Consider the following 21,139-nt stretch of genomic DNA (forward strand, 5'->3'; position numbering starts at 1 on the left):
AACTGCACCGCATAGTCCTCTAGTGGGCCAGGTGCAGCTGGGCAGGGGCGACGAGCAGTCATGGCAGCAGACCTCCTGCTACCAGCATAGACCCTCAATAATCTACTTTCAACAAAGTACCGCTAGTCGAATGGCAGCTAATCCGTCGATTCTTGAAGGTCTGGTCACCTGCTGCATAATGCTTCATGCGCAACATAGCCATGTTGCAATGATAAATCCACACGAAAAGCAAGCAGAGGAATGCAAGCATTTGTGACGGCCGTCACAGTAGTGGCGGCCGCACCGGAATAGAGTTCGGCTAATGACTTGTGAACGGTCGCCAAAGGTTTAACCCGCATGCCGGCCTCCCGGCATGCGGGTTTTTTTCTTGCCCTTCAGTATCCTGATGGTCCGCAGGCAGCTTCGCAGCTGCCCGAAACTTGAGCAAATCGGCATCGTTGTCATTCCGCCAAAGTTCCGCCGATCAGGCTGGCCGAGCGGTTGTTACAATCTGAACGATGCATTGCATGTTCGTTAACTGAAGGTAATACCGTGACCCTGACCAGCAACGAGAATCCGAACGGCGGCGAACTGTCAGCCAACGCGAAGCGAATGCTCGAACTTCGCGAAGCCGTGCTGCAGGCATGGAGCCTGCGGCTGCGCGCAACGGTCAAGGAAGCCGAGAATCTTTCGCATCCCATCCTCATCAACACCTTTCCCTGCCTGTACGACCGTATCGCGGAAGCCATTTCACCCGGACGCGCTCGCGGCGCCGAGACCGACACCAATACGGTCGCCGCTGAGCATGGCGGCGAGCGGGCTCGCCTGACCAATTACAACGCCCAGGCCGTGGTCTCGGAATATCAGCTGCTGCGCTGGACTATCTTCGACGTCCTGAAGGAACACGGCGTGCAGCTGGGCGGAGAGGAGTTCTCAAGCATCAATGCGTCGATCGACAACGCCATCCGCGATGCGATTAATGCCTTTGCACTGGCGCAGCTGGCATTGCGCGAGCGCTTCGTCGCCGCGCTGACGCATGATCTGCGCAATCCGCTGGCAACCGCGATGGCGGCAGCAGATCTGATCAAGCACTCCACCGATCCCGAGCAGATGAGGCCGCTGGCCGACCGCATCATGAACAACCTCGACCGCATGGACGGCATGATCCAGAATCTGCTCGATGCGATGGTGTTTCACACCGGCGAGCGTCTGAGCCTGTCCATCGAGGCTTTCGACATGCTGGAGCTGGTACGCGAGGTGGCCGAACAGTTCGCATCCGTGCACGGCGCGCTGTTCGAGGTGCAGGGCAGTACGGTCGCCGGCTACTGGGACCGCGATGCGCTGCGGCGCTGCATTGAAAACCTGGCCGGCAATGCGGTCAAGCATGGAGCCAAGGGAAGGCCGGTGCGCTTGAGCGTTGCGGCATTGCATGAGCGGGTCGCGGTATCGGTTCACAATGAAGGGCCTCCGATCCTGCCGGAGCGGATGGAATCGGTGTTCCAGGTATTCCAGCGCGCAGTCTCGGCCAGAGAAGAAGGCAGCCGCGGCTGGGGCATCGGCCTGCCTTACGTGCGCGGCGTGGCGGAAAGCCATGGCGGCAGCGTCACGGTCGACAGCACCGCGCAGCGGGGCACCACCTTCACCATCGACATGCCGATCGACTCGCGGCCTTTTCAATACGCACCGACGCTGGCCGAGTAGGGCCGCGCGATTCAACTTCGCTGGTCACTTACCAGTGCCACAGCGTGCCGTCGTGCGCCAGGCGGTTCACCGGCAGATAGGCGGGTTTGTACGGATAGCGCGCCGCCAGTTCTTCGTCGATGTCGACGCCGTGCCCCGGCACATCGCCGGGATGCAGGAAGCCGTCCTCGAAGGTATAGGCATGCGGGAAGACCGCATCGGTTTCATCGGTATGGCGCATGTATTCCTGGATGCCGAAATTGGGCACCCACAAATCGAAATGCAGCGCCGCGCCCATGCAGACCGGCGACAGGTCGGTCGCGCCGTGCGAACCGGTCCGCACCTGGTACATGGCGGCGAAATCGGCAATGCGGCGCAGCTGCGTGATGCCGCCCGCATGTACGACGGTAGTGCGGATGTAGTCGATCAGCTGCTGCTGGATCAGGTCCTTGCAATCCCAGATGGAATTGAAGATCTCGCCGACCGCCAGCGGCGTCGTGGTGTGCTGCCGGATCAGGCGGAAACTTTCCTGGTTCTCGGCCGGCGTCGCGTCTTCCATCCAGAACAGGTGATAGGGCTCCAGCGCCTTTCCCAGGCGGGCGGCTTCGATCGGCGTGAGCCGGTGATGCACGTCGTGCAGCAGATGCACTTCCGGGCCGACGGCTTCGCGCACGGCGGCAAACAGCTTGGGCGTGTGCAGCAGGTAGCGTTCGGTGCTCCAGTCATGCTCCGACGGCAGGCTGCTGTCGGCAGGTTCGTAAAACAGCGTGCCGCGTCCCACGCCGTACACCTTGTTCAGGCCGGGCACGCCCGACTGCGCGCGGATGGCCTTGTAGCCCAGGCTCTTGTAATGCAGCACCTGCTCCACCGTCTCGTCGATGTCGGCGCCGTTCGCATGGCCGTACACCATGACGCCGGTGCGGCTTCTGCCGCCGAGCAGCTGATACAGCGGCATGCCGGCCGCCTTCGCCTTGATGTCCCACAGCGCCGTATCGACCGCGGCGATGGCCGTCATCGTCACCGGCCCACGCCGCCAGTAAGCGCCGCGGTACAGGTATTGCCAGATATCCTCGATCTGATGCGCATCGCGTCCGATCAGGCAGGGAAGCACATGATCAGTCAGGTAGGAGGCTACCGACAGCTCGCGACCGTTCAGGGTCGCATCGCCGAGACCGCTGATGCCGCCGTCGGTAGTGATCTTGAGCGTGACGAAATTGCGGCCGGGCGAACAGACGATGACTTTGGCATCGATGATTTTCATGCGGTCTCCTTGATGGCGGTATCGTCGCTCAAGCGGCGGCGTATTCCAGTACGGTGGCTCGGCTGCCGGCCTGCTGCAGCCGCTCAAGCGCCGCGACCAGTTCGCTGCGCAAGCGTTCGCTGCGCGGCAAGTCCTCGCCGAAGATCGAACGCATGCTCAGCAGCCGGTCGACAATATCGGACGCATTTCCCTGTGCCGCTGCCTGCAGCTGCCGTGCCAGCGGGTCTTGTACTTGAATGGCTTGGCCATTTTCATCGGTGCCGCCGACATAACGCATCCAGGCGGCAACCGCCAGCGCGGACAGCCGCACCGGCCTGCCGGCTGCAAGGTTGTCACGAACGATCGCAAGAAAGCGCGGCGGCAGTTTCTGCGAACCGTCCATTGCGATCTGGTGGCAGCGGTGGGGCAGGGCGGTATTGCCGAAGCGTTCGATCAGCCGCTCCTGATACGCGGCAAGGTCCTGGTCCGGCGGCATCGACAGCGTGGGCGCGGCTTCTTCCTGCATGAAGCGCCGCACCAGCCGGGCAAAGCGGGGCAGGGCGATCGCCTGGTACACGTAATCGCAGCCGCCGAGATAGCCGAGGTAGGCGAGCAGGGAATTGCTGCTGTTGAGCAGCCGCAGCTTCATGTCTTCATAAGGCTTCACATCGGCGACCAGTTGCGCGCCGCCGGCTTCCCAGCGCGGCCGTTCGGCGGCGAATGCGTCCTCGATCACCCATTGCATGAACGGTTCGCCCCAGACTGCGGCATCATCGCGCAGGCCGAGGCGCTCCTCGACCTCGTCCAGCGTCGCCGGCGTGGTGGCGGGAACGATGCGGTCCACCATGGTATCGGGAAAGGCCACATGCGCCTGGATCCAGCGTGCGGTCGCGGCATCGACCTGCTCGGCATAGGCCAGCACGAGGCGCTTGAGCAGCTTGCCGTTGTGCTGCAGGTTGTCGCAGCAGAGCACTGTCAGCGGCCGGCCGTGCGCAAGCCGGCGCCCATGCAGGCCGGCGAACAGCGTGCCGATGGTGCTGGCGGGCAAATGCGGCGCACGCAGATCCTGCGCGATATTCGGCCGGGAAAAGTCCAGTGAATGCGTCGCCGGATCGAGACCGTAACCCTTTTCGGTGACCGTAAGCGACACCAGTCTGATCTGCGGCGAAGCGATGAGGGCAGGCAGTCGCTGCGGGTCGGATGGCGCATGGATGACATCGCGGACGCAGCCGACCACGCGCACGCTGCTGCCTGCCGCACTTTTGGTCAGTACGCCGTACAAGCCGTCCTGCGCGCGCAGCATCTCGCTCACACCCGGCTGGCGCAGGCTTGCGCCGATGATGCCCCAATCGCCGTATTCGGCGGCCAGCGCTTCTTCCGTATAGACGGCCTGATGGGCGCGATGGAAGGCGCCGGTGCCGATGTGCACGATTCCGGCACGCAATGCGGCGGGGTCGTAATGCGGCCGGATTGACGATGGCAGGCGGGCCAAGGTGCTCAGCGATAACGATTGCGTCATGTCGGGCGTAAAAATCCTTGAGGAGGAATTGATAAAGTGGCCTTACCAATTTATCATACGGTCCATTGGCATTCAACACGAATAATCATCCTCGCCTTTTCGATGCGCCTGCCTGCACGGCAGGGCGTTATCGCCGAGGGGAGGCCAACCATGGAGACCCGCATGCCACGCCTTTCCAGCAAGATCGCCCTTGTCACCGCCGCCGGCCAGGGTATCGGCCGCGCCACCGTCGAAGCCTTCGTGCGCGAAGGCGCGCGCGTGATCGCTACCGATATCAATGAAGACCTGCTGCCGGAACTCGCGGAACTGCCGGGCTGCACGGCGCGCAGGCTCGACGTCACCGATGCAGCCGCAGTCGAAGCGCTGGCGCGCGAAGTCGGCCGCATCGACGTGCTGTTCAACTGCGCCGGCTTCGTCGATCACGGCACCATTCTCGAATGCGACGAGAAGGCGTGGGATTTTTCCTTCGATCTCAACGTGCGTGCGATGTACCGCATGATGCGCGCCTTCCTGCCGGCGATGATCGAAGGCGGCGGCGGTTCCATCATCAACATGTCCTCCGCCGCATCCAGCATCAAGGGCGTGCCCAACCGCTTCGTGTACGGCGCGTCCAAGGCGGCGGTCATCGGCATGACGAAATCGGTCGCCGCCGATTTCGTCACAAAGGGCATACGATGCAACGCGATTTGCCCGGGCACCGTAGAATCACCCTCGTTGAGGCAGCGTATCGAAAGCCAGGCCCTCGGCAGCGGCCAGAGCATTGCCGCAGTGGAGGCCGCGTTCGTCGCGCGGCAGCCGATGGGGCGTGTAGGCCGCGCAAGCGAGATTGCGGCGCTGGCGGTCTACCTGGCCTCCGACGAGTCCTCATTCACCACCGGCACCGCGCAGCTCATCGACGGCGGCTGGTCGAATTGAATAATTGAATCACTGAATACAACCTTAAACAGTCAAGGAAAACACATGAAGCTGATGCGATATGGCGCAAAAGGAAGCGAGAAGCCGGCAATCGTCGATGCCGGCGGCAAGGTGAGGGACCTGTCTTCCGTCGTGCCTGACATCACGGCAGACGTCCTGGCTCCCGAGTCGATTGCGAAGCTGGCGGCCATCGATCCGGGCAACCTGCCTGTGATCGACAATCCCGGCCGCATCGCGCCTCCTTATTCCGGCATCGGCAAGTTCATCTGCGTCGGCCTCAATTACGCCGACCATGCGGCCGAATCCAACCTGCCGGTGCCGCCGGAGCCGGTGCTGTTCATGAAGGCCAGCAGCGCCGTCATCGGCTGCAACGATCCCGTCGTGCTGCCGCAGGGATCGGTGAAGACCGACTGGGAAGTGGAACTGGGCGTGGTAATCGGCACCAAGGCGCGTTATGTGAATGAAGAGAATGCGCTCGACTACGTGGCTGGCTATTGCGTAATCAACGACATCTCCGAGCGCGAATACCAGATCGAACGCGCGGGCCAGTGGGACAAGGGCAAGGGCTGCGACACCTTCGGGCCCATCGGGCCGTGGCTGGTGACGAAAGATGAAGTTCCCGATCCGCAGAACCTCGACATGTGGCTCGAGGTCAACGGCAAGCGCTTCCAGAACGGCAGCACGCGCACCATGGTCTACAAGGTCGCGCATCTGGTCAGCTATATCAGCCGTTTCATGACCCTGTATCCGGGCGATGTGATCAGCACCGGAACGCCGCCCGGCGTGGGCATGGGGCAGAAGCCTGCGCCGGTCTACCTGAAGGCCGGCGACGTGATGCGGCTCGGCGTCGCCGGACTCGGCGAACAGCATCAGACCGTGCATGCCTGGAATCCGGAACTGATCGACAACTGATCATCAGTCAGGCATGGCATGGCATCGTGCGGGGCGGAGAGTGCCTGCCCCGCATCCTCTCCTTGATTTTTCATGCGGCGAGAGAGACTCATGGCGGAAATTGATTTCGGACTGGCTGGAAAATCGGTACTGGTTGTCGGCGGTACCAGCGGCATCGGCGCCGGCATCGCTGCGGCATTCGCCGGGCAGGGCGCGCAGGTGAAGGCCACCGGCGCCACCGAACGTGAAGTGGAGGCTGCCGCTAGTGGCAGCATGGATGTGCGTCTGCTCGACGTGCGTGACGGCGGCGCGGTGGAGCAGCTGATTGCCGGTTTCGACAGGCTGGATGTCGTGGTCAACTGCGCCGGCATCATCCGGCGCAATGCCGAGCATGATCCTGACGCGTTCGCCGAAGTGGTCGACATCAATCTCAACGGCAGCATGCGGGTCTGCGCAGCGGCGCGTTCCCTGCTCAGGCAATCGAAGGGCTGCATCGTCAATACCGCGTCGATGCTGTCGTATTTCGGCGGCGGCCTGGTGCCCGGCTACAGCGCCAGCAAGGGCGGCGTCATGCAGCTGACCAAGTCGCTGGCGATCGCTTATGCGGAAGACGGCATCCGCGTCAATGCGGTGGCCCCGGGATGGATCGCCACGCCGCTGACGCAGGCGCTGCAGGATGATGAAGGCCGCAGCAGGCAGATACTCGACCGCACGCCGCTGCGGCGCTGGGGCACGCCGGCCGATGTGGCGGCGCCGGTACTGTTCCTGGCCAGCGATGCGGCGCGTTTCATCACCGGTGCGATCCTGCCGGTCGACGGCGGCTATCTCGTTGCCTGAAAGAGCGAGTTAACCTCGCTCCGCAAACGAAAACGCCCCTTGTTGCAGGGGCGTTCTTGCTACGGGTTGCTCACATGAAGCCGGCTTGCATGCCGGCTTCGCATGAAGCTGTCGTCGGGCTTAGCCAGTGACGATCAGCTGGTTGTCGACCGACTTGACGCCGGCAACATCCTTGACGATGGCATCGACCTTGCGGCGCAGTGCCAGCGACTTGATTTCACCCTTCAGGCGCACGGCGCCCTGAGCGCTGGTGACATCGATCTTGGCATCCTTCAGATCGGCATCAGCCGCCAGCGAGCTCTTGATCTTGCTGACGATGGCAGCGTCGTCAGTGGCGGCGCTGGTTTGCTGCGAGGCACTTGAACCTGCACCCGATTTGTTCATGCCGGCACAGCCTGCGAGCACTGCGGCGGACAATACGAGAGCGAGTAGTTTGATATTTTTCATAGAGTGTCTCTCTTTCTTGGTGGGACCGTTGACATTGGGAAGCGGTCTGATAGCTGTCCCAGCCATCAGACACCGATATAAAGCGCCTTCAGCCTAGCCGGCAAGCCGGAGCGTTGCCGTTTACGCTGAAAACACTCTAGTCTAACTTGATATTGGCATCCGAGATAACTTTAGCCCAGTTTGCGATCTCGGTCTTCATCCATGCGCCGAATTCTTCGGGGCTGTTGGTCTGTGCTTCGGCGCCCAGCGCCGTCATCTTTTCACGCACGTCCGACATCCTGACGATGGCGGCCATTTCCTTGTTGAGCTTGTCGATGATGGGCTTCGGCGTGCCTGCCGGCGCCATCACGCCCTGCCAGCTGCCGGTGACGAAGCCCGGGATGATTTCACTGACCGTGGGTACGTCGGGCAGCTGCGGCAGCCGCTTGGCGCTCGATACCGCGAGGAGCTTGATCTTGCCGGCCTTGACGTGCGGATAGGTGGCGACCATGCCGTTCATGGTCACGTCGATCTGGCCGCCGATCAGGTCGTTGAGCGCCTGGGCGCCGCCGCGATAGGGGACGTAGCCCCAGTCGGTACCGGTTTTCTGCGCGAACAGCACGCCGGCCAGATGCGTGGCGCTGCCGGTTCCTGCCGCGGCGGCGAAATTCAGCTTGCCCTTGTGGGTCTTGCTGTAATTGACCAGTTCGGTCTGCGTCTTGACCGGCAGCGAATTGCTGGTCACCAGCAGGTGCGGCGAATAGGCCAGCATGGTGACCGGCACGAGATCCTTGACCGGGTTGAACGGCAGCTTCGGATAGAGCGTGGGGCTGAGCGTGAGGTTGCCCATGTCCATCAGCAGCAGGGTGTAGCCGTCCGGATCGGATTTGGCCACCGAATCGGCGCCGATGTTGCCGTTGGCGCCGCTCCGGTTGTCGATCACCACCGGCTGGCCCCAGGCTGCGGTCAGCTTCTGGCCGACCAGGCGCGCCAGCACGTCGGAAGTACCGCCTGCAGGGAAGGGCACGACGATCTTGATGCTTTTCTTCGGATAGTCCGCGGCGCTCTGGGCAGCGGCCGGCGCGGTAAGCGCGGCGCCGAAACATGCGGCCAACGCAAGGGAAATGAGCTTTTTCATACGGTCTCCAGATCTTCTATAGGCAACAGGCTTGCCGCGTGCCTGACGGGAATGGGCGAATGGCGCGTCCAAGCGCGGCTAACGGGCCGGGACGCTCGTACACGCTAAACATTATACATGTGGGAGTGCTTGTATGATGTCTAAACTTTCATGATCGGTCTGTTGCTTCGCAAACCGTCTCCGGATCATCGGTGAAATGAAAGAAATGCAACTTTTCCCGTTGCAATCCACCGTAACAGAAGCGGCCAGCGGCAGCGGAAAAGCGAAACTTGCAAGCTGCCTGCGCTCCGGAGCGGTAAAATGTCGCCTTTTTGCTGGTCTAAGAGGAACGGAAACAAATGAGTGCCCTGCACGAAGAACGCGTCCTGAGTGTCCATCACTGGACGGATCGTCTTTTCACCTTCACCACCACGCGCGACCCGGCGCTGCGCTTTTCCAACGGCCATTTCACGATGATCGGCCTGCGCGTCGAGGGCAAGCCCCTGCTGCGCGCCTACAGCATCGTCAGCGCCAACTACGAGGATCACCTCGAATTCCTGAGCATCAAGGTGCCGGAAGGTCCGCTGACATCACGCCTGCAGCATATCAAGGTCGGCGACACCATCATCGTCGGCCGCAAGCCGACGGGTACGCTGCTGATCGATTACCTTCTGCCCGGCCGCCGCCTTTACCTGCTGTCGACCGGCACCGGCCTGGCACCGTTCATGAGCATCATCCGCGATCCGGAAACCTACGAGAAATTCGAACAGGTGGTGCTGGTGCATGGCGTACGCCAGGTGGACGAACTGGCCTACCACGACGTGCTGATGGAGCACCTGCCCAACCATGAATTCCTCGGCGAACTGGTGACGAGCAAGCTGCGCTACTACCCGACCGTGACGCGCGAGCAGTACAAGAACATGGGCCGTATCACCGACCTCATCAGCAGCGGGAAGCTGTGCACCGATCTCGGTACCCCACCGCTGAACGCAAAGGAAGACCGCGTGATGATCTGCGGCAGCCCGGCCATGCTGCGCGACCTCAAGCGCATGCTGGAAGAAGGTGGCTTCAAGGAAGGCAATACTTCGACTCCGGGCGACTTCGTGATCGAGCGCGCCTTCGCAGAACAGTAATCTGGACCTGCGTTCCTCGATCCGAACGGCCGGCACCGGGATCGCGGCCGGCGTTCGTTCGCCGGTCTGGCTGGCTGAAGCCGCAAGCTACCGGGCTCAGCCGGCTTGCCCACCGGCGTCGCCCCGGTCCCGGTTCAGCCACTCCCTCGGTGAAAGTCCCACCTTTGCCGCAAACGCGCGCGACAGCGCCGGCGGATTTGCATAACCCAGCTGCTCGGCCAGCCATTTGACCGGCCGTCCTTCGCGCAGTCCGGCCTGCGCCAGCGCGATACGGCAGCTCGTCACATAATCCGCCGGGGTCTGCCCCACCACCTGCTTGAACACCGTTGCAAAGCTCGTGCGCGACATGCCTGCGCATTCCGCCAGGCGTTCCAGAGTCCAGGCGCCGCCGGGCATTTCGTGGAGCGCCACCAGTGCGCGTGCAATGCGCGCGTGCGAGAGCCCGGCAATCAGTCCAGGCTGCATGCCGGCTTCTTCCGGGTGATCCAGCAGCCAGCGCAGCAGCTGGATCAGCACCACCTCGAACAACCGGTCTGCCAGCAGGCGCTGGCCGCAGCGTACCCTGTCCGTCTCTGCAAACAGCAGCGCGAGCGCGGGTTCCAGTCCTTCCACGGCGGCCAGGCGCAGATGGAGGAAAGGGGGCAGGCTGCGCGCAAGCGGATGATCTGCACCGCCTTCGAATTCCAGCACCGCGCAGGTGAAATCCGACCCTTCCCTTGGCGGATTATGGAAATGATGCGTCAGCGGCCGCGGATAGAACAGCAGGCTGGGCTCATCCAGAACCAGTTTTTCCGGAATGCCCGCGACGCCGTGATGCGTCACCTCCATCCGGCCGCGCCTGAGTACATGCAGGAATCCATGTCCGCTGCCGGCATCGTACTTCTGCAGGCCGCACAAGGGACCCGAATGAAAAAGGGCAGCCCGTACAGGGGAGCGCTTCAACAGCGCTGACAAGCGGTCGACAGGGGCTTCTGAATTCATTTGAACGAAAAGGTATGACTATCGAATGAAATGGTTCCAATCATACGCTGCCGGATCGGATACTGCACATCACTGGGGCGGCTGAACAGGAACATCCTGACGCTCCGGAACTTTCCCATGTGATCAAGTCTTTCCTTTGAAAGGAACCAGCATGTCCCGCGTCAACATGAATACCGAACTCGTCTCCGAAACCAGCCAGCAGACCCTGAAGCAGATTCACGCGGCATTCGGCGCAACGCCCAACATGTTCAGGGTGGTGGCCAATTCTCCCGCTGCACTGAAGAGCATGTGGGGCTCGTTCGGCGCGCTCGCCGGCGGTACCATCGGCGCGAAGCTCGGCGAGCAGATCGCCGTGGCGATCGCTGACCGCAACCGCTGCGAATACTGCCTGGCCGCGCATACCGTACTCGGCAAGAAGGCCGGCGCCAGTGCCGAGGAAATGGCTTCTGCACAGGTAGGCCGCGCGGCGGATCCCAAAACGGCGACGGCACTCGCCTTCGCGCTCAAGGTCGTCAACGAGCGCGCGCAGGTGTCGGCCGATGACGTCGCGGCATTGCGTGCGGCAGGGTTCACCGACGAGCACGTCGTCGAGATCATGGCCCATGTGGCGCTGAACCTGTTCACCAACTATGTCAATGTCGCCTTTAACGTACCGGTCGATTTCCCGGCCGTCGCATTGAGCAGCTGAAGGCAATAACAGGCAGTGATGAAGGCGGCGGCCGGTTCGCCGCCAAACTCGACATTTCAAGCTTTCAAGAGTGCAATCGATTGGAGGAATACATGCAGCATCCTTCCCTGTATCTCGAACTCGATGTAATCGAGTGGATCAACACGCCGCAGCCGATACGCCTGGCCGACCTGCGCGGCCGCGTGGTGGTGCTGCATGCCTTCCAGATGCTGTGCCCGGGCTGCGTGACGTACGGCATCCCCCAAGCGGAACGCATCGCGCGCGCTTTCCCGGCAAGGGACGTGGTCGTGCTGGGCCTGCACACGGTATTCGAACACCATGACGTCATGACGCCGGCGGCGCTGCGTGCATTCGCGAGCGAGTACCGGCTGGGCATGCCTATCGGCATCGACCGGCCCGCCGATCAGGGTTCCGTGCCGCGCACGATGCGTTTGATGCAGCTGCGAGGCACGCCCAGCCTGGTATTGCTCGACAAGAGCGGTAGGATCAGGCACCAGCATTTGGGGCAGGTGGAGGATCTTCGAATAGGAGCCGAAATCGGAACCTTGCTTGCCGAGACCGCGAAGGAAGAAGCAACGGGCAAGGACGGTGCAACGGATGAGGCGCCTCGCAAGGGCGAGTGTGACGGCGGCAGCTGCCGCATCAATGCATGATGTCTTTCCGTACCGGTCATGGTCGGAAAGACATTTGCGCCGTCTTTTAAAATTACAAGCGAATTTGAGCCTTTAGAGCGGTTTCGTGTGACCTGCTTGTCGATCCCGGACCGATTGCCTCTGGTACTGCGTTGTGGCTCCTTGCCATGGCACCGCCATGTCGCGTCGCCACGCCTTGTCCCGGAGACAATCCGCCTCGGCCTCGACTAAGCCGGTCAACACGAAACCGCTCTAGTCGAGCGTGACGCCGGTGTCCTTGACCAGCTTGCCCAGCTTCGACGATTCCGAGCGCATCAATGCGCCAAAGCTTTCCGGCGTACCGCCGACGATCGGCGTGCCGAGTTCTTCCCAGCGTTTCTTGAAGGCGGGGTCGGCGAAGATCTCATTGAGCGCCTGGTTCAGCTTGCCGACAATAGGCTTGGGCGTCGCGGCCGGTGCGGCAATGCCATGCCAGGCCGAGAACTCGTACCCCGGCAGGCCTGCTTCGGCCAGGGTAGGAACGTCGGGCAGTGCAGGGCTGCGTGTCGCAGTGGTGACCGCAATCGGACGGAGCTTGCCGGTCTTGATGTGCTGAACCGAGCTGCCGAGGATGTCGTACATGACCTTCACATGGCCGCCCACCACGTCGTTCAGCGCCGGGCCTGCGCCCTTGTAGGGAATGTGCTGCAGTTTCAGCTTGGTCGTGCTGTTGAACAGTTCGCCCGCCAGGTGCTGCGGCGTGCCGTTGCCCGCAGACGCGAAGCTGAGTTCGCCCGGCCTATCCTTGGCCAGCGCGAGGAACTGCTTCAGATTCGACACGGGCACCGACGGATGTACTTCCAGCACCAGAGGAAAGGCGGAGATCTGGATGATCGGCGCAAAGTCCTTGTCCGGGTCGAAGGGAAGCGATTTGTACAGGGTTTTGCTGACCGACATCGGACCGCTTGCCGCCAGGAGAATCGTGTAGCCGTCGGCCGGCGACTTGGCGACGAAATCGGAGCCGATATTGCCGCCCGCGCCGCCGCGATTGTCGATGATGACCGGCGTATTCAATTTCGCCTGCAAGGGCCCCTGGATGAGCCGTGCCATGGCATCCGTAGGACCGCCGGGCGGATAGGGCACAACGAACTTGATCGGCTTCGATGGATAGGCGTCACCGGCCGCGGCGCCGAGCGCCTGGGCAAAAAGCATCGATGCGAGCATCAATTTCTTAAGCATGATTTGTCTCCTCGTTTTTTGATTACCTGAACTGCGGAATTTCACTTCCTTGATTCACCTCTTTGCAGCGTCTGTGCAGCCTGCACCGACAGGCGCCGCTTCAATTCCATTACCGCACTGTGAACGGTGGTGAGCACGGGCTTTCCCGTGGCCTGTTCGCATGCGCTGCGCGCGCGCGCCATGCTGAACTGAGCGAGCGCAATCGTGGCGCAGCCTGCGTTCGACAAACGTCTTGCCTGTTCGGCGATCAAGGCATCGTGTTCATTAACATCGCCGCGATTCAGGGCGTCCAGCGCACCTTCGGCGAGCGCGCAGCGGATGTCGACGGACTCGGGGAACTCCGGCGGCATCGACTCCAGCGTCGGTCCGAATGTCGCGATCAGTCCTATCGAGCCATCCGCTTTTTGCGCATCGGCGATCATCGCTTCATTCGGCTTGAGTACCGGCAGATCGGCATGGCGGCGCGCAACGGCTTCGATGCAGGATCCGAAGGCCGAGCAGGTGAAGAGAATCGCATCAACACCGGTTCCGACTGCATAGTCAGCCAAGTCCTGGAAGCGCTGGTGCATGCGGGCATCCAGGCCTTGACCGGAATGAACCAGGTCCGCCGACAGCGAGTCGTCCAGCAGGTTCATGCGTGTCGCTTCGGGCCATTCGTGCGCGATGGCTTCGTTGATCGGCGCTACCGAATGGCTTAGCGCGTGAATAAGTGCAAGGCGTGGCATGGTCGGTCTTTGTTCGAATATGAGGTGAGCTTGCGATGTCGTTCATTGCCGCATTGCAGGCCGTTTATCTATCGTCTTCAATCTTCGGGAGTTCGGCTGCCAGCAGGCGCAAGCCCGCCTTCAGCAGGTCGTCATACCGCTTGCGTTCGGCAGCAATGCTCTCGGGCGTCCATTTGAAAAAACCTTCGCCTGTCTTCATGCCGAATCTTCCGGTTGCGTAGCGTTCCGACAGTGCTCTGGACGGCTCGGTATTGGCTGCAAGCGACGGATACATGGTGGCCGCGGCCGGGCAATGCACGTCGATGCCGGCATGGTCGCGCTGCAGCACCGGGCCGGCGGCGAGAAAGCGGAAGCCGAATCCGAAGCGCACCGCCGCATCGACATCCTCGGGCGTCGCGACGCCTGCATCGATGAGTGCAAAGGCTTCGCGCGCCAGTGCATGCTGAAGACGGTTGGCGAGAAATCCCGGCAAGTCCTTGCGCACCAGCACCGGCACCATGCCGCAGCCGCGCATGAAGGCAGCCAGGGATTCGCCAAGTGCTACGGAAGACAGCTCGCCAAGCACAACCTCCACCAGCGGGACCAGGTGCGCCGGCATGAAGAAATGCAGGCCGAGCATCCGCTGCGCGGTTTGCAGTCCTTCGCCGATAGCCGAAATCGGGAAGCTGGAACTGTTGCTGCACAACACGGTATCTGCACGCGCACGCTGTACCAGTTCCGCGAACAGCTCCTGCTTGAGCGCCAGCTTTTCGGGAATGCATTCGATGACCAGGTCGACCGCCGCCCAATCGACCTCGTCCAGCGACGCGCAGGTGCCAAGGCCGCTTCGCTTGTGCTCCGCATCGAGGCCGCGCAAGCCGTTCGTGAAATAGGTATCAAGCGCCTGCCGCCGCGCTTCTCCGCGTTCCAGAACGATGGTGCGGCAGCCTCCGCGCGCCAGCACCAGGGCGACATCGGCGCCCATCGTGCCGCCTCCTATGACGAGTGCGCATGCCCGGGAAGGCTTGGGCAAAGCGGCTGGTTGATCCGCAGGCGATGACGACGATGGGTTCAAAGTATCCATGTGTGCCGGTTAGCAAAAGAAAAATTCAGTTTGCTACGAGACTTTTTATCTGTAAATCGCATATTTTCTATAAACTTATCTATCATGGAGATAAATATTTCGAGCCGCGACCTGCGCGCCTTTCTTGCCGTGGCCAACAGCTTGAGTTTCAGCCAGGCGGCGCAGCAGGTGCACCTTTCGCAGTCCGCACTGTCGACCCTGATCCTGCGGCTGGAGGAAGCTTTCGGTTCCCGCCTGTTCGACCGTACGACGCGCACGGTGGCGCTGACCGCGGCGGGAGAGGTGCTTGCGTCGCAGGCCGAACAGCTGCTGTCGGACATGGAACGCACGGTGACTGCGGTGCGGGATGTCACCATGGTGCGCCGGGGGCGCGTGGCGCTCGCAGCCTTGCCGTCTCTGGCGGCGCATGTCATTCCGCCCCTGTTCCGCGTCTTCGGCGAGACATATCCCGACATCAAGCTGTCCCTGATCGACACCTTGTCCGAACCGGCGTTCGAGCTTGTGAGGGAAGGGCGCGTCGACTTCGCGCTGACGGCAGCCAATCCTGCCTACACCGACCTCGACTATGTTCCGCTCACGACGGACAGTTTCGTTCTCCTGGCGGCACGCGGCCATCCGCTGGGCCGGAAACGCACGGAGATCGCATTGACCGATACGCTGTCTGCGCCGCACATCTCGATGTCGCGCCACACCAGCGTGCGCCAGTACATGGAAGCCGCGGCGCTGCAGAACGGTTTCGCGTTTCATCCGGCGTACGAGGTGGATCATCTGGCGACCATCGGTGCAATGGTGAGCGAGCAATTGGGCGTGGCTGCCTTGCCGTCCATGGCGGCCGATGTCATCAGCGGAAAAAACATCATGCGCCGTCCGCTGGTCAGCCCCGTCATCCGAAGGTCCATCGGTCTTGTCATGCGAAAGGAGGGTTCTCTGTCTCCTGCGGCGGAAGGGATGCTTGCATTGCTGAGGCAGCAACTCCAGAGCTTCGCGGTCCGCTGATTCCGCAGAACAAGCGGTCAGTCCGCGTGATCCTGCCGCGGCTGCGGACGGAGGTACAATACGTACTTCTCAAAGAAAGGGCGTCATATGAAGATAGCGAAAGATACCGTGGTCTCGCTCCACTACACCTTGTCGGATGCGGAGGGCAATCAGATCGACAAGAGCAAGCAGCCGATGGTGTATCTTCATGGCGGATACGGCAACACGCTGCCCAAGATCGAAGCAGCGCTGGACGGCCAGGACACAGGCTATACGACCACAATCGACGTCGAACCAGACGATGCTTTCGGGTACTACGATGACCAACTGGTCAAGGTCGAGCCGCGCAACCGTCTGCCGGAACAGCTCGAAGTGGGCATGCAATTCGAAGGCATGGTGGAAGGCGAGGGCAGCCCCCAGCGCGTCATCTTCACCCTCACCGAATTCAATGACGAACAGGTGACGCTGGATGGAAACCATCCTCTGGCAGGCATGTCGCTGCGGTTCGATCTGAACGTGACGGACGTTCGTGCCGCCACGTCGGAAGAAATTTCGCACGGCCACGTGCATGGTGCGCACGGCCATCATCATTGATCTGCATGGTGCAGCGGTTCTGCAGGTTTTTCAACCGCTGCACGCTGCCGTCACCAGGCGCACGCGCCAGAGCGCTTTCGGTTTGACCGGACCAGGCGACAGTCAAACCGAAGGTCCTTCCAATACTCGGGCTCGTACTGAACCCTCGAAGCTTCCATGTCTATTTAAGCCGCTGCAGGAAGAGTCTGACGCGGGGGGCTCAACGCCGTGCTCATTGTCGGCGGGAGCGACTATTTTGATGGTGCGCCCTCAAGCCATTGAATTGCCGAGTTCACATCGTTGTAGAAAACTTCGTACTCACCATCGCCGAAAGCAAGGCGGGCCAGGTAAGCCAGCTTTGTATTCGACACTACAATTGCCCGCCGCAGAGAATCGCCAAGATACCCTGCGTCCACCAATTGCCGCTGCAGGAACACCAAATCCAAGTCCGGCGTTGTCATCTCACGAGCATCGTAAAGAATCTTCCGGCGCCCTGCCTTCTTTACCACATCAAGCAGATGTTCATGGCATTCCAGAAGCAGGGCTTCTGTTGCCTCGCCGCGAAATCGGACAATAGCCATGTCTCCGGCTAGCTCAACCACAAAGCTGCCTTTCATGGCATTACTTTCCTTTCATTCTGAAATGGGCCTGTACCGCCCATGCATTTTAGTGCAACTTCGATATAGCTGCCTTGCGTTTGCTCTGCATGACGAATGGAAAGTTCTCGTAATACACTGATTCACCGTTCAGGAAGATGGCAAGCAATGATGTGCTTTCGGATGAAAATGCCGGCCTTTTGCATTCCGGAACAGCCGTGAATTTTATATGTGTAAATCCACTGCCCAGCAGGCGAGGTGGAAGTTTGCTGGTGACAAATCCTTAGCGAATGGTTCGTAAGCCGCACGGCGTAATTTCGCCCCTGATTAATTCGGCTTGCTGCAGCTTCGGATGTATGTACGGTTCTGACCGCAGGAGGCCAGTGCCGGCAGCCGGATGCGACGCGAACCGGACGCTCGCACCAGTTGAGACTTCGTCAGGGGATCACCGCCGAGTAAGACAGTGTTGCCATCCGCCCGGCGCATCTGCTTCGGGGCCGGGTTGATCCGCCGGACATTACCTGACGGTCCGTGACCAACCCGGCACTTGGGGCAACCCTGATCAGCTACTTGGGGCGGTAGATCGCACAGAGCTTGTTGCCGTCGGGATCACGCACATACGCCAGGTGCATTGCACCCATGCTTCCGTCACGCAGGCCGGGCGGGTTTTCAATGGACTTGCCCCCATTCGCAACCGCGATGTCATGAAACTCGCAGACTTGCTCCGCCGAGATGCACTTGAAGCCGATGGTGCCGCCGTTTGCAAAGGTCGCCTCTTCACCATTGATTGGTTCGGTGATGCAGAAGGTGCCACCGTCATGCCGGTAGAAGAGCCGGGTATGCCCGGAGTCGGCCTTGTGGCGAAAGGGTTCTCCTGCTCCGAGTACTCCAAGCACCGCGTTATAAAAACGCCTTGAGCGCTCGATGTCGTTCGAACCGATCATTATGTGACTGAACATTTTTTCTCCTCTTATCCCTTGGCATTCCAGTGTAACGATCTATTTGCACACCCGCAACGGAGTAGCGTTCTTAACTCGATGTTCTCTTCCATCCGGTTCCAGTGGCGGTACTGCTTGAGTCGTCCCTGAACACGTTCGGATGATCAGGGACCGGCATGCTTGCCAACCGAGAGCGGCGCTGTCAATTCACCATCGCAGTGAACGGCCAGACGTAGGCCTGCAGTGTGACCAGCAAGCCGACCAGCGACGCCAGCGCGATCGAATGGAAGAAAACGAAGCGCAGGATGTCACCCTCGTGGTTGAACCAGCGGGTTGCCGTAGAAGCTACGACGATGGATTGAGCATCGATCATCTTGCCCATCACGCCTCCTGAACTGTTGGCTGCGCCCATGAGGTTGGCTGAAAGACCCAGTTGTTCGGCGGCCACGCGCTGCATTCCGCCAAAGAGCACATTGGAGGCAGTGTCGGATCCGGTCATCGCCACGCCGATCCAACCCATGAGCGTGCCGAAGAAAGGATAGAGCACACCGCTATTGGCAAAGGCAAGCCCCAGGGTGGTGTCGGTACCGGAGTAGCGAGTCAGCGTGCCCAGTGCGAGCATCAGTACGATGGTGAGAAGTGAAAAACGTACCAGCCACAAGCTGCGGAAAAAAGTGCGCACGATCTCGACCGGAGAGTATCTCATTGCGAATCCGCCGACGATGCCTGCGACAAGGATCGCCGTACCGGTAGCCGACAGCAGGTTAAGCGTATAGACGGCACTCTCGGGAGTGGGCTTGGTGACCACCGGCGGCATCTTCATGATGAGATTGTTCAAGCCCTCGATGACGAATTTGGGCGAGAACAGGTCATTCAGGAAAGCCTTTACGGGTTGCAAGCCCCAGAGGAACACGAATACGGTGAGGATAAACCAGGGCATCCATGCGCGGATCAGTTCGGCGCGTGTGTATTTTTGCAGTTCGGCTTGAGGTGCCGGAGAAGCGCTGCCTCCATTCTCATGCCCCTTGAGGCTCGGCGATGTCCATACATTCCTGGGCTGCCAGACACGCAGGAACAGAATCAATGATGCCATGGATACGATCGCGGCAATGATGTCCACGAGTTCCGGGCCGATGAAATTGGAGACCAGGTATTGCGGCACGGCGAATGAGACACCGGTAACCAGAATGGCAGGCCAGATTTCCATCATGGCCTTGCGTCCCGCAAAAGCCCAGATCAACCAGAACGGCACCAGCAAGGAGAAAAAGGGCAGCTGGCGTCCGATCATTGCCGTGACTTCCATCAGGTCGTAGCCATGCACTTTGGCAAGCGTGATCACCGGCGTGCCGAGTGCGCCGAAAGCGACCGGGGCAGTATTGGCGATGAGGCTGAGACCCGAGGCGGCCAGCGGTGAAAAACCGAGGCCGATCAGGATGCCGGCAGTCACTGCCACGGGAGTGCCGAATCCGGCGGCCCCTTCGAAGAAGGCGCCGAAACAGAAGGCGATGAGCAGCAGCTGCAGGCGTCGGTCATTGGTGATGCCCGAAAGGGAAGCCTGCAAAATCTTGAAGCTTCCGTTCTGCTCGGACAGCTGCTGCAGGAAGATGATGTTCAGCACGATCCAGCCGATCGGCAGCAGACCGGTAAAGCCGCCCAGCATGGCCGCCTTGCCCGCCATGCCGGCCGGCATGCCATAGGCGAGAACTGCGACCGCGACTGCGGCGGCCAATCCCAATCCAGCCGCAACATGTGCCTTGATATGCAGGAAGCCCAAGGCGATGAGCATGACAGCGACAGGTATCGCCGCCAGCAGGGTCGATATGACCATGTTTCCAAAAGGATTGTATATCTGTTGCCAAATCATGGCTGTCTTCTCCATATGATCGTTATTCTCGTCACGATTCCGCCAGTCAGCCGGCGAGGCCGAGCGACTGCGGGGCAGCGGTACTTGAGCCAACGCGTTGTCGTGCCGAGACAGTTGTAATGTTTGATTTTCATCCACAGGAAAATCACAGCATCTGCGCAAACGCACAAATTGGCTTGACCAATCCTGAATCAGGGCAAATGGAGAATTAATGAACGCCGAACAGGCCGGACAGCCGTTATGAACCATGGCCGGCGATTGACATGGGGCCAATCGAGGGAAGATGAAGGCGACGTGTTGGAAACCGACTTTGGCGCACGCCATGCGGCCGTGGCTTCAACATCCAGCCTTGAGGGACATAACAAGTTCGCCTCTTCCGATAAATGACCAGAGTGGCCGGCTCTATCTTGTTCCGCGCATTCTGGAGACTTGATACTAAGCAGAAGAGAGAATTTTTACCATGCAAAGCGTTCCGCGAGGTAGCCTCCGGAAAGCGCCCGGACGTCTCATTGGGAGCTGCATTTAACATGCAGCGGCGCAGTACCAACATCGATGGAGGCCGGCTTGGGGGAAGAGCCATACGGCGCAAGTCCAGGCGGCATACGGATGGAATGCAATGGCGGCGTGCCAGGTACCTGGCTCTTCGAGACGTCGAACACGGTATGCAGGCGTCAATCAATTTTTTGCCGGCACATGCGGTTGCCATAAGAATTGATACAAAGCGCCCTGAACTCTTCCAGTCGAATGGATGCCTACGTAGTTATATGCTCGTTCGGAGGTGACATGAAAAAGCTGGTTATTGCGATTTCCATGGTCATGTCTTTTGCGGTAGTTGTGCAGGATGCTGCAGCAAAAGGGTGCCTTAAAGGTGCGGCAGTCGGCGGTGTTGCCGGACATGTGGCAGGCCACCATGGAGCAGTTGGCGCCGCCGCAGGCTGCGCCATCGGCCATCACAAGGCGTCGAAGAAGGAAAAAGCCGAGCAACAGGCTCAGGATGCAAATACCGGAGTTTCCGGCAATACGCCCTCTACAGACGGAAGCGTTGCCAATAAACCCGCCGGGCAAGGCAACGCTTCCTCGAAGTGACGCCGTACTGGCCGGGACGGCGTTCCGGGTGCCTTGCCGGCTCAGGTCTCAAGGCAGGGCATG

The 21,139-nt window shown here is 60.7% G+C and carries 20 protein-coding genes and 1 pseudogene; 10 read left to right on the forward strand and 11 right to left on the reverse strand.

The annotated features are described in order from the left end of the window. The first annotated feature begins 531 nt into the window (after positions 1–531). Positions 532–1,680 carry an ATP-binding protein gene (locus tag IGW03_RS10940; RefSeq protein ID WP_194722595.1) on the forward strand — a complete coding sequence of 383 codons (1,149 nt, stop codon included), beginning with the start codon at positions 532–534 and terminating at the stop codon, positions 1,678–1,680. Between the two features lie 28 nt (positions 1,681–1,708). On the opposite strand, the gene manD is transcribed toward IGW03_RS10940, so the two are convergent. Both manD and IGW03_RS10950 read right to left on the reverse strand, forming a co-directional pair. Beyond that, the gene (manD, locus tag IGW03_RS10945; RefSeq protein WP_194722596.1) at positions 1,709–2,920 is read right to left on the reverse strand and encodes a D-mannonate dehydratase ManD; all 1,212 of its coding nucleotides are present in this window, start codon (positions 2,918–2,920) and stop codon (positions 1,709–1,711) included. Between the two features lie 28 nt (positions 2,921–2,948). Continuing rightward, complete coding sequence (locus IGW03_RS10950; RefSeq protein WP_194722597.1) at positions 2,949–4,418, reverse strand: mannitol dehydrogenase family protein; 1,470 nt, start codon at positions 4,416–4,418, stop codon at positions 2,949–2,951. 162 nt (positions 4,419–4,580) lie between these two features. Here IGW03_RS10950 and IGW03_RS10955 point away from each other — a divergent pair, with 162 nt between their 5' ends. The 3 genes from IGW03_RS10955 to IGW03_RS10965 all read left to right on the forward strand — a co-directional run bounded on the left by IGW03_RS10955 (position 4,581) and on the right by IGW03_RS10965 (position 7,061). Further along, complete coding sequence (locus IGW03_RS10955) at positions 4,581–5,333, forward strand: SDR family oxidoreductase (protein ID WP_194722598.1); 753 nt, start codon at positions 4,581–4,583, stop codon at positions 5,331–5,333. Positions 5,334–5,378: 45 nt separating this feature from the next. Further along, positions 5,379–6,245: a fumarylacetoacetate hydrolase family protein gene (locus IGW03_RS10960; protein WP_194722599.1), complete on the forward strand. Its 867-nt coding sequence runs from the start codon at positions 5,379–5,381 to the stop codon at positions 6,243–6,245. Between the two features lie 90 nt (positions 6,246–6,335). After that, on the forward strand, positions 6,336–7,061 hold the full coding sequence (locus IGW03_RS10965; protein ID WP_194722600.1) for an SDR family NAD(P)-dependent oxidoreductase: 726 nt from the start codon (positions 6,336–6,338) through the stop codon (positions 7,059–7,061). Positions 7,062–7,181: 120 nt separating this feature from the next. Here IGW03_RS10965 and IGW03_RS10970 read toward each other — a convergent pair whose 3' ends face one another. After that, the gene (locus tag IGW03_RS10970) at positions 7,182–7,508 is read right to left on the reverse strand and encodes a BON domain-containing protein (RefSeq protein ID WP_194722601.1); all 327 of its coding nucleotides are present in this window, start codon (positions 7,506–7,508) and stop codon (positions 7,182–7,184) included. 136 nt (positions 7,509–7,644) lie between these two features. Then, positions 7,645–8,625: a Bug family tripartite tricarboxylate transporter substrate binding protein gene (locus IGW03_RS10975; protein WP_194722602.1), complete on the reverse strand. Its 981-nt coding sequence runs from the start codon at positions 8,623–8,625 to the stop codon at positions 7,645–7,647. A 338-nt stretch (positions 8,626–8,963) separates the two neighbouring features. Here IGW03_RS10975 and IGW03_RS10980 point away from each other — a divergent pair, with 338 nt between their 5' ends. Continuing rightward, positions 8,964–9,737 carry a ferredoxin--NADP reductase gene (locus IGW03_RS10980; RefSeq protein WP_194722603.1) on the forward strand — a complete coding sequence of 258 codons (774 nt, stop codon included), beginning with the start codon at positions 8,964–8,966 and terminating at the stop codon, positions 9,735–9,737. Positions 9,738–9,833: 96 nt separating this feature from the next. Here the strand turns inward: IGW03_RS10980 and IGW03_RS10985 are convergent, their stop codons facing one another. Then, the gene (locus IGW03_RS10985) at positions 9,834–10,718 is read right to left on the reverse strand and encodes an AraC family transcriptional regulator (RefSeq protein WP_194722604.1); all 885 of its coding nucleotides are present in this window, start codon (positions 10,716–10,718) and stop codon (positions 9,834–9,836) included. Between the two features lie 151 nt (positions 10,719–10,869). Between IGW03_RS10985 and IGW03_RS10990 the strand changes: the two genes are divergently transcribed. Both IGW03_RS10990 and IGW03_RS10995 read left to right on the forward strand, forming a co-directional pair. Beyond that, positions 10,870–11,406, forward strand: a complete 537-nt coding sequence (locus tag IGW03_RS10990; protein ID WP_194722605.1) for a carboxymuconolactone decarboxylase family protein — start codon at positions 10,870–10,872, stop codon at positions 11,404–11,406. Positions 11,407–11,498: 92 nt separating this feature from the next. After that, complete coding sequence (locus tag IGW03_RS10995; protein WP_194722606.1) at positions 11,499–12,059, forward strand: peroxiredoxin family protein; 561 nt, start codon at positions 11,499–11,501, stop codon at positions 12,057–12,059. Positions 12,060–12,290: 231 nt separating this feature from the next. On the opposite strand, the gene IGW03_RS11000 is transcribed toward IGW03_RS10995, so the two are convergent. From IGW03_RS11000 to IGW03_RS11010, 3 genes are all read right to left on the reverse strand, one after another. Then, positions 12,291–13,256, reverse strand: a complete 966-nt coding sequence (locus IGW03_RS11000; RefSeq protein ID WP_194722607.1) for a Bug family tripartite tricarboxylate transporter substrate binding protein — start codon at positions 13,254–13,256, stop codon at positions 12,291–12,293. Positions 13,257–13,297: 41 nt separating this feature from the next. Continuing rightward, positions 13,298–13,981: an aspartate/glutamate racemase family protein gene (locus tag IGW03_RS11005; RefSeq protein WP_194722608.1), complete on the reverse strand. Its 684-nt coding sequence runs from the start codon at positions 13,979–13,981 to the stop codon at positions 13,298–13,300. 64 nt (positions 13,982–14,045) lie between these two features. Next, positions 14,046–14,945, reverse strand: coding sequence for a 3-hydroxyacyl-CoA dehydrogenase family protein (locus tag IGW03_RS11010; RefSeq protein ID WP_438943636.1), 900 nt, complete (start codon positions 14,943–14,945; stop codon positions 14,046–14,048). Positions 14,946–15,128: 183 nt separating this feature from the next. Between IGW03_RS11010 and IGW03_RS11015 the strand changes: the two genes are divergently transcribed. Beyond that, positions 15,129–16,040: a LysR family transcriptional regulator gene (locus tag IGW03_RS11015; RefSeq protein WP_194722610.1), complete on the forward strand. Its 912-nt coding sequence runs from the start codon at positions 15,129–15,131 to the stop codon at positions 16,038–16,040. Positions 16,041–16,127: 87 nt separating this feature from the next. Beyond that, positions 16,128–16,613 carry an FKBP-type peptidyl-prolyl cis-trans isomerase gene (locus tag IGW03_RS11020; RefSeq protein ID WP_194722611.1) on the forward strand — a complete coding sequence of 162 codons (486 nt, stop codon included), beginning with the start codon at positions 16,128–16,130 and terminating at the stop codon, positions 16,611–16,613. Positions 16,614–16,843: 230 nt separating this feature from the next. Here IGW03_RS11020 and IGW03_RS11025 read toward each other — a convergent pair whose 3' ends face one another. The 3 genes from IGW03_RS11025 to IGW03_RS11035 all read right to left on the reverse strand — a co-directional run bounded on the left by IGW03_RS11025 (position 16,844) and on the right by IGW03_RS11035 (position 19,990). Then, positions 16,844–17,209 carry an STAS/SEC14 domain-containing protein gene (locus IGW03_RS11025; RefSeq protein WP_194722612.1) on the reverse strand — a complete coding sequence of 122 codons (366 nt, stop codon included), beginning with the start codon at positions 17,207–17,209 and terminating at the stop codon, positions 16,844–16,846. A gap of 545 nt (positions 17,210–17,754) precedes the next feature. Then, positions 17,755–18,147: a VOC family protein gene (locus tag IGW03_RS11030; protein ID WP_194722613.1), complete on the reverse strand. Its 393-nt coding sequence runs from the start codon at positions 18,145–18,147 to the stop codon at positions 17,755–17,757. Positions 18,148–18,328: 181 nt separating this feature from the next. Continuing rightward, positions 18,329–19,990 (reverse strand): L-lactate permease, encoded by a 1,662-nt coding sequence (locus IGW03_RS11035; protein WP_194722782.1) that lies wholly within the window; start codon positions 19,988–19,990, stop codon positions 18,329–18,331. Between the two features lie 783 nt (positions 19,991–20,773). Here IGW03_RS11035 and IGW03_RS37980 point away from each other — a divergent pair. After that, positions 20,774–20,980 (forward strand): annotated as a pseudogene (locus tag IGW03_RS37980) (hypothetical protein); the annotation flags it as partial. Between the last annotated feature and the right edge of the window lie 159 nt (positions 20,981–21,139).

The sequence above is a fragment of the Noviherbaspirillum malthae genome, assembly GCF_015352985.1.
GTDB lineage: Bacteria > Pseudomonadota > Gammaproteobacteria > Burkholderiales > Burkholderiaceae_D > Noviherbaspirillum > Noviherbaspirillum malthae.